11 protein-coding genes are annotated in these 12793 nt (G+C 60.1%); all 11 read right to left on the bottom strand.

The window, feature by feature from the left end; translation table 11 throughout:
• Positions 1–24: 24 nt before the first annotated feature.
• On the bottom strand, positions 25–1707 hold the full coding sequence (locus T518_RS05595) for a ShlB/FhaC/HecB family hemolysin secretion/activation protein (RefSeq protein WP_036376512.1): 1683 nt from the start codon (positions 1705–1707) through the stop codon (positions 25–27).
• A 60-nt stretch (positions 1708–1767) separates the two neighbouring features.
• Positions 1768–2601 carry a LuxR C-terminal-related transcriptional regulator gene (locus tag T518_RS05590; protein WP_036376509.1) on the bottom strand — a complete coding sequence of 278 codons (834 nt, stop codon included), beginning with the start codon at positions 2599–2601 and terminating at the stop codon, positions 1768–1770.
• 138 nt (positions 2602–2739) lie between these two features.
• On the bottom strand, positions 2740–3522 hold the full coding sequence (locus T518_RS12205; RefSeq protein ID WP_051652209.1) for a CYTH domain-containing protein: 783 nt from the start codon (positions 3520–3522) through the stop codon (positions 2740–2742).
• A gap of 191 nt (positions 3523–3713) precedes the next feature.
• Entirely contained in the window at positions 3714–4901 is a 1188-nt protein-coding gene (locus T518_RS05580) for a pyridoxal phosphate-dependent aminotransferase (RefSeq protein WP_036376506.1), read from the bottom strand.
• 281 nt (positions 4902–5182) lie between these two features.
• Entirely contained in the window at positions 5183–5686 is a 504-nt protein-coding gene (gene ahbB, locus T518_RS05575) for a siroheme decarboxylase subunit beta (RefSeq protein ID WP_051652208.1), read from the bottom strand.
• 35 nt (positions 5687–5721) lie between these two features.
• On the bottom strand, positions 5722–6177 hold the full coding sequence (gene ahbA / locus T518_RS05570; protein ID WP_036376503.1) for a siroheme decarboxylase subunit alpha: 456 nt from the start codon (positions 6175–6177) through the stop codon (positions 5722–5724).
• Between the two features lie 110 nt (positions 6178–6287).
• A complete protein-coding gene (gene yihA, locus T518_RS05565) occupies positions 6288–6962 on the bottom strand; it encodes a ribosome biogenesis GTP-binding protein YihA/YsxC (RefSeq protein WP_051652210.1) in 675 nt (224 codons plus the stop codon).
• 7 nt (positions 6963–6969) lie between these two features.
• Entirely contained in the window at positions 6970–9321 is a 2352-nt protein-coding gene (gene lon / locus T518_RS05560; protein ID WP_036376585.1) for an endopeptidase La, read from the bottom strand.
• 151 nt (positions 9322–9472) lie between these two features.
• The gene (clpX, locus tag T518_RS05555) at positions 9473–10771 is read right to left on the bottom strand and encodes an ATP-dependent Clp protease ATP-binding subunit ClpX (RefSeq protein ID WP_036376500.1); all 1299 of its coding nucleotides are present in this window, start codon (positions 10769–10771) and stop codon (positions 9473–9475) included.
• An 11-nt stretch (positions 10772–10782) separates the two neighbouring features.
• A complete protein-coding gene (gene clpP / locus T518_RS05550; RefSeq protein ID WP_036376497.1) occupies positions 10783–11397 on the bottom strand; it encodes an ATP-dependent Clp endopeptidase proteolytic subunit ClpP in 615 nt (204 codons plus the stop codon).
• A 24-nt stretch (positions 11398–11421) separates the two neighbouring features.
• Positions 11422–12711 carry a trigger factor gene (gene tig, locus T518_RS05545; protein WP_036376494.1) on the bottom strand — a complete coding sequence of 430 codons (1290 nt, stop codon included), beginning with the start codon at positions 12709–12711 and terminating at the stop codon, positions 11422–11424.
• Positions 12712–12793: the final 82 nt, after the last annotated feature.

The following is a 12793-nucleotide window of genomic DNA, read 5'->3' as shown; positions in this document are numbered from 1 at the left end:
ACCTCCTTCTTGATGGTCTAGCAGTCAGAACTGGCTGTTGAACGAGAAGTGGACGCGGGCTCTGCTCTGCTCCACTTCATTGACCGTGCGGATCAGCGGGAAGCCGAGGCCGACGTTGAGGTAGGCGTGAGCGCCGAGGCTGCCCTTGAGGCCGAAGCCTGTGCCGGCGAGGCTGCGGTCGCCGAAGGCGCTGCTGCCCCAGACGCGGCCGCCGTCGAGGAAGAGATATGCCTCGAGTCCTTTGGTGACGGGCACGCTGTATTCAAGGCCCATCGAGAGGCCGCCGTCACCGCCGAGCAGGCTCTCGGTGTAGCCGCGCACGCTGTACATGCCGCCGATGTAGAACATCTCGGCGGATGGCAGGTACTGCGTGCTCGAGAGCTGGCCGTCGACGCGCATGGTCCACGACTGGCCGTGCGCAAAGTGCTTGCGAAAGAGCCCATTCATGTTGTATTTGCCGAAATTGCGGTCGCCCTGCATCGTCTGTGCCTTGCCGATGGCGTAGGCGTGCTTCTGGTACCAGATGGTCGAGCGGCCGTAGTCGAGCTGGTCGTAGAACGCCTGCAGCGTCTGCACCGTGTCGTCGACCCAGGGCATGCCGAGGAAGTCCGTGCGCGAGTGCTGGTAGCCGTAGTCGAGGCCAATCTCGGAGCGCACCGTCTCGCTCGTGACGACGGGATTCGTCACGAAAAGGTCGTAGGCATACGAATGGCCGCGGACTTCGAGCGGCTCGAGCGCTCCATCCGTGATGTGGACGCTGTTCGTCGTGTAGTTGACCCCGATCTTGCTGCCCATGCGGTCGAGCGGCGCCGTGTAGCCCGCGGCAAACGACTTTGTGCCCTGCGAGGCCATCGTGCTCAGGAACAGCACATCGCGGTTACCCGTCAGGCTGCGGTCCTGCCAGAAGAAGCCGCCGCGGTAGAGGCCGCTCGACTTATTGCCGGCATTGTCGGCAACGATGCCGAACTGGTACAACTGCGGCTCGCGGACGGCGATGACGTAGTCCGTCGTGCCGACCTCGGCGCCCGCCTTCATCACGATGTGCAGCTGAGCGTCGTTCGTTGCGTTGAAGCGCAGCAGCTCTTCGTTGAGGTCATGGATGTTCGCGACTTCGCCCTTCTTCAGCGAGAGACGGTGGCGGACGTAATCCTCGCGCGTCGTGCGGTTGTCCGTCAGACTGACCTGCCCCGTCCGCCCCTCGATGAGCTCAATCTTGACGACGCCGTCGTGGATCGTCTGCGGCCCGAGGAAGGCCCGGCAGGTCATATAGCCTCTTTTCTGATAAAGCGCATTTATCTGATTTATCAAGGTATAGAGGTCCGCTAGCTTGACCTCATGGCCGACGTACGGCGCGGCGAGCTGCTGCAGCTCGTCATCCGTCAGCACGGACGAGGCGCTCCACTCGATCTTCTTGAGCGGAAACGAGATATTGCCGCCCTGCTGCGCTTCCGGCACATCGGCACCCTCGACGCCTGCTGTGTTGTTCTCCTTGGCCAGGCGCTCGCGCGCCTGCTGTTCTTCGAGATACTGGCGCGTGCGGCTCAGCTGTGCGCCCGAATCGTTGTAGCCCGCCGGGCGGGCGGCCGGCGGCTCCGTGCCATCCGGCGCCGCCTCGGCCGCCATCGGCAGGGCCAGCAGCACGGCGAGCACCAGTGCGCATCTGCCGTGTGCGCGCATCGCCGCACGGTTATGGGAAGGATGTATCATCAGAGGTTCCCCCTTCTATCATGCATCGTCGTGTCCATTGGTATTCCTTCTGGTATTCGTTTATTTTTTCTTCTGTTCTTTGTCATGCGGAGCCCTCTCCACCTGCCCGTCCTCGCATTTCTTTGCCACGCGGTCCAGGACTTTCAGGACATCATGGCTGGCATCGCCCTCGCTGTCGAGCAGGGGGCCTGTCGTGCAGAGTGCGCGGATGAGCTTGGCGAAGAGCATCTCCCGACAGTCGACGTTGAACTTGTTGAAGATCATGCGCACGTGGTACTGCACGGTGCGGTAGGTGATGCCGATTGCGGCGGAGATCTCCTGATACGTCTTGCCGTGCATCATGAGCACGAGCACCTTGCGCTGCTGGGAGCTCAGGTGCGGGATTTCCTTGAGCTCGAGCTCGGAGAGCAGATTGAGGAAGTAGGTATAGGTCTGCCGCCCGAATTCTTCGGGCCAGCGCTCATCGCCCTTCATCGCATGCCAGGGGTTCGAGGTATGGACCTGGCAGATCTTGAATTTGCCGCGCTCCCAGCGGATCGTGACGGTCGAGCGCTGGCGCTCCTGCATGACGTTCTTCTTCTCCTCGAGCTGGACAGTCAGCAGGTATTCGCAGAGCACGACACAGGCGCGGCTGCCGATGGGCTGCGCATCGTAGCGTTCCTCGGAGATGGCGATGAGCGGCACGGCTCCTGACTGGCGCTGCTCCGCAAAGTAATGAAGCGCCTCGTCATAGCTGCGCAGGTATTCCTCCGGGCCCGCGCCGATCCAGCTGAAGTTCTTCTCGTCCATCTGTTCCATGATTTTCCAGATGCTCTTGCGCTTCTGGTAGAAATCCCAGACGAAATCATGCACGATCTCTTTTGCTTTATCTAAGAATGCATTTTGTTCGACCATTGTCATCACCTCTTCTTCTACTAGCTCTATTCTACCAAAAATAAAACGGGATAACCCTGTCATATCCGACAGGGTTATCCCGAAATTGCACAAAAAATACCATAAACGTACAGGAACGTGCACGAAATGGCAAAAAAATCAGCGAGTCATCTCATGGCCGTCCTCTCTGCCCCGCTCTGCACCGGACAGCTGTTCTTGCTGCTCATCAGGCGCAGTCTGGACATCCTGTGTATCCTCTGCATCCTTTACATCCTTTGCATCCTTTGCATCATCTGCATTGTCAGCGGAATCGCCAGCCTCAATCATCTCTGCTTCCTCTGTTTCCGCTGCACTTTCGGCAGAGGCCGTCTGTTCACGAATCTCCTCCGCCTTCGGCGCCGCGTTCTCGTCCGGCATCACCATGGCGTACGGCGCCCACTGCTCCGGCGGCTGGCTCATGATCATCTTGGCCAGCTGGAAGCCGTTGACGCGCGCGAGTTTCCCGTACGTGAAGCGCGGATCATCCGTGACCTCGCGGCCGAACCAGTACGGGATCTCAAAGGCTCTCGCTTCTTCTTCGTTGTCGAACTCCACTTCGACGTAATCAAAGCCCCTGAGATGGCCGCTGTGCCGGTTGTACTCTGCAACATGACCGTCCGCAAGCGGCAAGTAGTAGCGGCGTTTCTCGATGAAGAAGGTGTTCTTCTCCAGGCATTCGACGAGATGTGAGAACTCGCGCGAGCTGATTGCAGTCTCCCACTCCTCGCGGACAAGCCCTGCGCCGCGCTTCACTGTCAGATAGAACTTCTCCTCCCCCTGCATCGGCCGGACCGCGCGGATGCGGATCTCCGGCTGCAGCGAGACATAACCCTGCAGGATGGAGTCGTATCCACTCGGCAGGGATGGAATGATATCAACGAGAAACTGACGTTCTATCTCCATATGACACCATCCTTCTTCCCTATCACGTTCCTTATCATATTCATGCTATAATCCCCTTCAGCATATCATACTTTCAATATGATTTATTTTAGTATAACTTGTATTCTAACACATCATGCCCTCGATTTCACTAAAAAAGAAACGGTTCTCCTGCTTTGCACAGAAGAACCGGGTAGACAAGAGTGTGCGCTTTATTTCCTGTATTCTTCTGCCAGCTTCTTGAAGAGCGGAAGCGAACGTTCAATCGTCTCCGTCTTGATGCAGTAAGCCGCGCGGAAGTAGCCCGGGCAGCCGAAATCCGTGCCCGGCACGAGCAGCAGGTCATACTTCTTGGCGCGCTCGCAGAACGCGTAGTCGTCCTCTTCGAGCGCTTTCGGGAAGAGGTAGAACGCGCCCTGCGGCTTGACGCAGGTGAAGCCCGCCTCGATGAGGCCGTCGTAGAGCAGCTGTCCGTTCTTGCGGTACGTCGAGATGTCGGACGGCTTGCCGGCGCAGCGCGCGACGACGAGCTGCCAGAGCGACGGCGCGTTGACATGCGTGAGCACGCGCGCAGCACCGGCGATGGCGCCGTAGACCTCGGCTGCGCCCTCGAGCTCATCTGGCACGACGATGTAGCCGATGCGTTCGCCCGGCAGCGAGAAGGACTTGCTGTAGGAGTAGCAGACGAGCGTGTCGCGGTAATAGCACGGGATGTACGGCACCGTGTTGCCCTCATAGGCGATCTCGCGGTACGGCTCATCGGAGATGATGTAGATCGGGTGGCCGTACTCCTCCTCCTTGCGGCGGAGAATGGCAGCGAGCTCCTCGATCGTCTCTTCCGAGTAGATGGCACCGCTCGGGTTGTTCGGCGAATTGACGATGACGGCCTTCGTGTGCGGCGTCAGCAGCGCCTCAAAGGCCGCAAAGTCAATCTGGAAGTCCTCGACGCGCGCCGGCACGACGACGAGCTTGCCGCCGACCGATTCGACGAAGCAGCGGTACTCGGGGAAGAACGGCGCGAACGTGATGAATTCATCGCCTTCCTCGCAGAGCGCCTTGAAGCAGATCGTGATGGCAGCGGCAGCGCCGGCCGTCATGAAGAGGTTCTTGCCCGCAAAGTGCGTGCCGAAGCGGTCGTTGATGCTCCTGGCCAGCGTCTCGCGAACCTGCGGGTTGCCCGGCGCGATCGTGTAGCCGTGGACAGCCTCCGGCGGCATCGTCTGCAGGATGTCGATGGCCGCCTGCTTGACGAATTCCGGCGTCGGCACATTCGGGTTGCCAAGGCTGAAATCGTAGATATTCTCCTCACCGACCTCCGCCGCGCGCTTGCGGCCAAACTCAAAGATCGTGCGGATCGTCGACTTCTTCGTACCGAGTTCATACATCTTCTTTGAAACCATATGATAACCACCCTTTATCATGTTCTTGTCATAATGTTCTTTTACGATGCCACATGTCACGGACACCATGGACAGAGTTCTTTCAGTCCAGAACGCAATTAACATTTTACCACAACGATCGGCGAAATGCACGAAAAAAGATGCCGGACAGAACGTGCTAACAAGTGATTATTGGTGCTTATCCGTACAAATAACGAGCAGAACGAGACGTATAGAAAAAGACCCCAGATAAGCCAGAAGCATTGATATCGTTGGCTTTCTGAGGTCTTTTGTCTTTGTGGTCATTCCTGGAAGTATTTCATGGAAATCTTCTTCCACTCGCGTTTGGTGTAGAGCATGGCGCGCTCTTTGACGCCTGTCTCGTCGGCGAGGCCGGCGACAATCTGCTCGCACTCTTCGCGGCTGTGGCCGTGGACCATCGTGTAGAGGTTGTAGGGCCAGTCGGGTGCGGTCGTGCGGTCGTAGCAGTGCGAGACGGACGGCGACTCGGCCATCTTGCGGGCGACTTCGTCGAGGCGCTCGGGCTCGACCTGCCAGGCGACGAGGACGTTCGACGAGAAGCCGACCTCGCGGTGGCGCAGGACGGCGCCCATCTTGCGGATCTTCTTTGAATCGGCCATGGCCTTGACGCGCGCGAGGAAGAGCTCCTCGCTGACGCCGATCTGCTCGGCCATTGCCTTGTAGGGCTCGGCGACGAGCGGGAAATCGCCCTGCAAGGCGCAGATGATTTTCTTGTCTAATTCGTCGATTGTAGGATTACCGGTACTTGTGCGATGTTCTGACATTGGCGGGGTCCCCTTTGCTTGCATTGCTTGTCTCATCAGGCCAGCTTGAACTGGACGTTGATCTTGTATTTCTTCTGCGATTTGAGGTTGAGCATGCTCTCGACGCCGGGCAGGGCGCGGATCTCCGTGAGGATCTCGTGCTCCTTGTCGAGGCCCGGCGTCAGCAGGGTGAACCAGAGGTTGTAGCGGCCCTCGCGCTCGTAGTTATGGGTGGCGCCGGGGTAGCGGTTGATGGCCTTGGCGACGGCCTCCATCTTCTCGGGGTCGACGCGCAGGGCGACGAGCGTGCCCTTGTAGCCGAGGCGGCCCGAATTGAAGAAGGTGCCGATGCGGCGCAGGTAGCCCTCCTCTTTGAGGACCTGCAGGCGGTCGATGACGGCTTCTTCCGTTGTGCCGAGCTTTTCTGCCAAGGCTGCGAACGGGCGGCTGCAGACGGGCAGGCTGCCCTGCAGCAGGTTCAGTAAGTCTTTGTCAAACGTTGTCAGCTCCATGATGATTCCCCCAAGATTCTTCTCTACACATTCCCTTATGCTCGTATATGCTCCTAAAAAAAATCGGATTCACGCGAAACGTGAATCCAATTCATCTTTCGTTATTTCTATTATACTAGAGTTTCACGGATGACGTCAAGTAAATCTGAACGTCCTTCATTTTTTACGGAGGAATACGGCAGGATGGAAATCTCCTTGACGCCGAGGGCGCGGCGGATGGCCGCGATGTTCTTCTGGCGCGCGTTCTTGCCGATCTTGTCGGCCTTCGTCGCGACGATCAGCACGGGGACATGGTGCTCGACGAGCCACTGGAACATCTCGACGTCCGAGGCCATGGGCTCGTGGCGGATGTCGATGAGCTGGCAGACGAACTGCAGATTCGGCGAGGTCAGCAGGTACTCGTCGATGAACTTCTTCCAGATCTTGCGGCGCTCCTTGCCCGTCTTGGCGTAGCCGTAGCCCGGCAGGTCGACGAGGTAGAAGTCCTTGCGGCCCTCTTCTTCGCCGGTCTTCTCGTCGCGCAGCTTGGCCGTCAGCTCGAAGAAGTTGATCGTCTGCGTCTTGCCCGGCTGCGCGGAGACGCGCGCGAGGCCGCGGATGCGCGTCAGCGAGTTGATGAGGGATGACTTGCCGACATTCGAGCGGCCGATGAAGACGATCTCCGGCAACTCGCGCTCGGGGTACTGGTCTTTCCTGACGGCCGAGGCGATGTACCGGCCCTGCGTGATGACGACCGGCTCGGAAGCAGGGGCTCCCGCGGCGCGCCTCTCTGTCTGCTTCTCCATCGGCTGGTCAGGCTTCTGCTCCGTCATGGCTCTCGCTCCCTTCATGCTGTATCTCTTCCTTTGGCAATAGCGCGGTCTTCAAGACCTCGTCCATGTGCGAGGCAGGCACGAAGGTCAGCTTCTCGCGCACGCTCTCGGGGATCTCCTCGATGTCGCGCGCGTTCTTCTTCGGCAGGACGATGGTCTTCATGCCCTCGCGGTAGGCGGCGAGCACCTTCTCCTTGAGGCCGCCGATCGGCAGGACGTTGCCGCGCAGCGTGATCTCGCCGGTCATGGCGACGTCGCTGTGGACCTTGCGCCCCGTCAGGGCCGAGATCATGGCCGTGGCCATCGTGATGCCGGCGGACGGGCCGTCCTTCGGCACGGCGCCTTCTGGCAGGTGGATGTGGATGTCGTCCTTCTCGTAGAAGTCCTCCGGCAGGCCGAGGGCATCGGCGCGGCTGCGGATGTAGGAGAGCGCGGCCTGCGCCGACTCCTGCATGACGTCGCCGAGCTGGCCCGTCAGGATGAGCTTGCCCTTGCCCTTGAGCACGGTGACTTCAGTCGGCAGGATCGCACCGCCGACTTCGGTCCAGGCCATGCCCGTCGCGACGCCGACCTGCGGCTTCTTCTCCGACTTCGTCTCCAGGAACTTCACGCGGCCGAGGAAGTCCGTCAGGTTGCGGCGCGTCACGCGGATGGGCGGCTCTTCGCCCTCGACGATCTTGCGCGCGGCCTTGCGGCAGACCTGGCCGATGAGGCGCTCGAGCTCGCGCACGCCCGACTCGCGCGTGTAGTGCTCGACGATGTCCTGCAGCACGCCTGCGCCGAAGCGGATGTCCTTGCCGGAGAGGCCGTTCTGTTCACGCTGACGGCCGACGAGGTAGCGCTTTGCAATCTCGAGCTTCTCGTACTCGGTGTAGCTCGAGAGCTCGATGATCTCCATGCGGTCGCGCAGCGGGCGCGGGATGGTGCCGAGGTTGTTGGCCGTGACGATCCAGAAGACCTTCGAGAGGTCGAACGGGATGTCGATGTAGTGGTCGCTGAACGCCTTGTTCTGCGCGGGGTCGAGCACCTCGAGGAGTGCCGACGACGGGTCGCCGCGGTAGTCGGCCGCGAGCTTGTCGACCTCGTCGAGCAGGAAGACGGGGTTGCGCGTGCCGGCGTTGCGGATGCCCTCGATGATGCGGCCCGGCATCGCGCCGACGTAGGTGCGGCGGTGGCCGCGGATCTCGGCCTCATCGCGCACGCCGCCGAGCGAGGCGCGGATGAACTGGCGCCCCGTCGCGCGCGCGACGGATGCCGCGAGCGACGTCTTGCCGACGCCCGGCGGTCCGACGAGGCAGAGGATCGGCGCATTCTTGTCGGGTGCGAGCTGATGCACGGCGAGGAAGTCGAGGATGCGTTCCTTGACCTTCTGCAGGCCGTAGTGGTCGTGGTCGAGGATCTTGGCCGCCTTCTTGACGTCGACCGTGTCCTTCGACTCCTTGTTCCACGGCAGAGCGAGCAGCCATTCGACGTAGTTGCGGATGACGCTCGTCTCGGTGTTCATGTTGTTCATGCCCTCGAGGCGGTGGAGCTCGCGGTTCACGACCTCCTGCACGCGCTCGGGGTAGCCGCCGACGGCGAGCTTCGTGCGGTACTCGGCGATGTCGGAGACGATGTCGTCCTTGTAGCCGAGCTCCTTGCGGATGACCTTGATCTGCTCGCGCAAGTAGTAGTCGCGCTGGGCCTTGTCCATCTGCTGGCGGACCTTGCCGTCGATGTTCCGCTCCATGCGCAGGAGCTCGATCTCGTGCGAGAGGTCATACGAGAGCAGCTCGAGGCGGTCCCGGATGTTGATGCACTCGAGCAGGTCCTGGCGCATGTGGACCTTGAGGTTCAGGTGGCTCGCGATGAGGTCGGCCAGGCGCCCGGCATCGTCGATGATGGCGACGGAGACGAGCGTGTCGGCCGGGATGCGCTTCGAGAGCTTGACCCAGTCCTCAAAGCGGTGGATGAGGGAGCGCGTCGCGACTTCCACATCCGTCGAGGTGTAGATCGGGTCGGTGTAGACCTTGGCCTCGACCTCGTCGTAATTCTCGAGCCGGTGATAGTCGCTGATGCGCGCGCGCTTCTCGCCCTCGACGAGCACGCGGACCGTGCCGCCCGGCAGCTTGAGGATCTGGTTGATCACGGCGACTGTGCCGTAGTTGTAGAGATCCTCGCGCCTCGGGTCGTCCTTGTCGGCATCAATCTGGCAGACGAGCAGGATGCGGTGGTCCTCCATCATCGCCTTCTCGAGAGCCGCCAGCGAGCGCTCGCGGCCGACGTCGAGGTGGATGATCATGTAGGGAAAGACCACCATGCCGCGCAGCGGCAGCATCGGCAGCGTCTTCATCTCTGGCGGTGTGCGTTTCTTCGGGGCGGCAGGTGCCGTTTTGTTCTCGTTCCTTTCTGGTGCTTCTGACATATATATCCCTCCCCTTGTCGTTATCTTGTGGATAAAAAGACAAGGCGCTGCAAGCTGCAGCGCCCTGTCTTGCATCGTATCAGGCCGATGCTTCCTTGTTGCCATCCTTGGCTTTATCTGCTTTGTCGGCGGACTTTGCGTCCTTGTCGACGGTCAGGATGGGTTCTTTCTTGGATGTGATGACGTCCTTCGTCACGCGGCAGGCGGTCACGCCCTCGATCGACGGCACATCGTACATGACGTTGCGCATGATGCCCTCGATGATCGAGCGCAGGCCGCGCGCCCCTGTCTTGCGCTTGAGCGCCTCCTTGGCGATCTGGCGCAGCGCGTCGTCGTCGAACGTCAGCGTGACACCGTCGAGCTCGAGGAGCTTCTGGTACTGCTTGACGAGCGCGTTCTTCGGCTGCGTCAGGATGTTGACGAGTGCGTCCTCGTCGAGTGCGTCGAGCGTCACGACGACGGGCAGTCGGCCGATGAATTCCGGGATAAGACCGCTCTTCAAGAGGTCTTCCGGCAGGACCTTGCGCAGCGTGTCGCCGATGTTCCTCTGGCGCTTCGACTTGATCGACGCGCCAAAGCCCATCTGCTTCTGACCGAGACGCGACTCGATGATCTTCTCGATGCCGTCGAAGGCACCGCCGCAGATAAAGAGGATATTCGTCGTATCGATCTGGATGAGCTCCTGGTGCGGGTGCTTGCGGCCGCCCTGCGGCGGCACGGAAGCCGTCGTGCCCTCGAGGATCTTCAAGAGCGCCTGCTGGACACCCTCGCCCGACACGTCGCGCGTGATGGACGGGTTCTCGGACTTGCGCGCAATCTTATCGATCTCGTCGATGTAGATGATGCCGCGCTCAGCCTTCTCGACGTCGTAGTCCGCCGCCTGGATGAGCTTCAACAGGATGTTCTCAACGTCTTCGCCGACGTAGCCGGCTTCCGTCAGGGCCGTCGCATCGGCGATGGCAAACGGCACATTGAGGATGCGTGCGAGCGACTGCGCGAGCAGCGTCTTGCCGCTGCCCGTCGGGCCGATCATGAGGATGTTCGACTTTGCGAGTTCCACATCCTCATTGTTCTTGCCCTGCCCCATGTTGATGCGCTTATAGTGGTTGTAGACAGCCACGGACAAGGTCTTCTTGGCTTCGTCCTGGCCGATGACGTACTGGTCGAGGATTGCGCGGATGTCCTTCGGTTTTGGGACGTCCTTGAGCTCGACCTCGACATCGTCGCTGAATTCCTCTTCGATGATCTCATTGCAGAGCTCGATGCATTCATCACAGATGTAGACACCTGGACCAGCTACCAGCTTGCGCACCTGATCCTGCGTCTTGCCGCAGAACGAGCACTTGAGCTGGCCTTTCTCATCCCCAAACTTCAACATGACATCACCTCTTATGCCTTGGTCTCCGATTTCTTGCCCTTCTTGACCGGACGAGTGATCACCTCGTCGACCAGGCCGTACGCCTTGGCTTCCTCTGCCGTCATGAAGTTATCGCGCTCCGTATCCTGCACGACCGTCTCGCGGTCCTTGCCCGTCGACTCCACGAGGATGTCATTGATGACCTCGCGGATGCGCTGGATCTCGCGCGCCTGGATCTGGATGTCCGTCGACTGACCCTGTGCGCCGCCGAGCGGCTGATGGATCATGATGCGGGCATTCGGTAGCGCGTAGCGCTTGCCCTTGGCGCCTGCCGTCAGGAGCAGCGCGCCCATGCTCGCTGCCTGACCGATACAGATCGTCGATACGTCCGGCTTGATATACTGCATGGTGTCGTAGATGGCAAGGCCTGCCGTGACGACGCCGCCCGGGCTGTTGATGTACAGATGGATGTCCTTGTCCGGGTCTTCCGACTCGAGGAACAAGAGCTGCGCAACAACCGTATTGGCGACAGCGTCGTCAATCGGGCCGCCCAGGAAGATGATGCGGTCCTTGAGGAGGCGCGAGTAGATATCGTACGCGCGCTCGCCCGTATTGGAACGCTCCACTACCATTGGTACATAACTCATAGGTATACCCCCATATCAGGGATCTTATTTGGCGATGTTATCGATGATGAACTGAGCCGTCTTCTTGCGGAGTACGGATGCAGCCAGATCGCCAATACGACCCTGCTCCTTGATGATCTTCTGGACCTGCTGCGGCGTAGCGCCGTAAGCAGCTGCCATAGCAGCGACTTCTTCGTCGAGGTCCTTGGCTTCTACTTTGATGTCCTCTGCCTTGGCGACTTCCTCGAGCATGAGGTCCGTCTTGACGTTCTTCTCAGCCGTCTCGCGATACTGCTCGCGGAGCTTCGCGATGTCCGTGCCGGCGTACTGCAGGTACTGCTCGAGCTTCATGCCCTGCTGCTCGAGGCGCATCGCCATCTCCTGGATCATGGCCGTGACGCGGTTGTCGATCATGACAGCCGGGATGTCGACCGTGATGTTGTTCGTAGCCATCTCGATGGCAGCGCTCTTCTGGTCGTTCTCAGCCGTGCGCTCAGCGTTCTCCTCGAGGTTCTTGCGGATGTCAGCCTTGAGCTCGTCGAGCGTCTCGAACTTGCTGACCTTCTTGGCGAGTTCATCGTCGATAGCCGGCAACTCTTTCGTCTTGATGCTGCGGATCGTGCACTTGAACGTAGCGTCCTTGCCGGCGAGCTCTTTTGCATGGTACTCTTCCGGGAACTTGACGTTGACGTCGCGCTCCTCGCCGATCTTCGCGCCGACGAGCTGGTCCTCGAAGCCCGGGATGAAGCTGTTGGAGCCGATCTGCAGCGGGTAGTCCTTGCCCTCGCCGCCATCGAATGCCTCACCGTCGACAAAACCCTTGAAGTCGAGCGTCGTGAAGTCGCCGTCTTTTACCTCAGCGCCTTCCGGAGCGTCGACGAGCTTGCCCTGGCGGTCCTGGAACGTCTTGAGCTGCTTCTCGACATCCTCGTCCGTGATGTTGACTTCGTTCTTCGGGACATTGAGGCCCTTGTAGTCGCCGAGCTTCACCTCAGGACGCGGCGTGACCGTAGCCTTGAAGACGAGGTCCTTGCCCTCTTCGAGCGTCTCGATGTCGACGCTCGGGCGCGTCACCGGGTCGATCTTCTGCTCGTCGAAAGCCTTGCTCAGGGCCTTCGGAGCGACGATATCGAAAGCTTCCTGCAGGACAGCGTCCTTGCCGACGTGGCGCTCGACGATCATGCGCGGAGCCTTGCCCTTGCGGAAACCCGGGATGCTCACGCGGTTTGCGAGACGCTTGCATGCCTGATCGACTGCCTTGTTGACTTCTGCTGCTTCGACCTCAATCGTCAGAGTGACCTGCTGGTTCTCTCCATTTTCTACCGTAACTTTCATTGTGTGAAATGACCTCCTGTATCATCTTATTGCATCATGATTGGCCAGTTCCGGCTTGTCAGCCTCAAAAACATGCCATATG

Source organism: Mitsuokella jalaludinii DSM 13811, from assembly GCF_000702905.1.
Lineage (GTDB): Bacteria > Bacillota > Negativicutes > Selenomonadales > Selenomonadaceae > Mitsuokella > Mitsuokella jalaludinii.
This window is presented reverse-complemented; position numbering and strand designations above follow the sequence as displayed.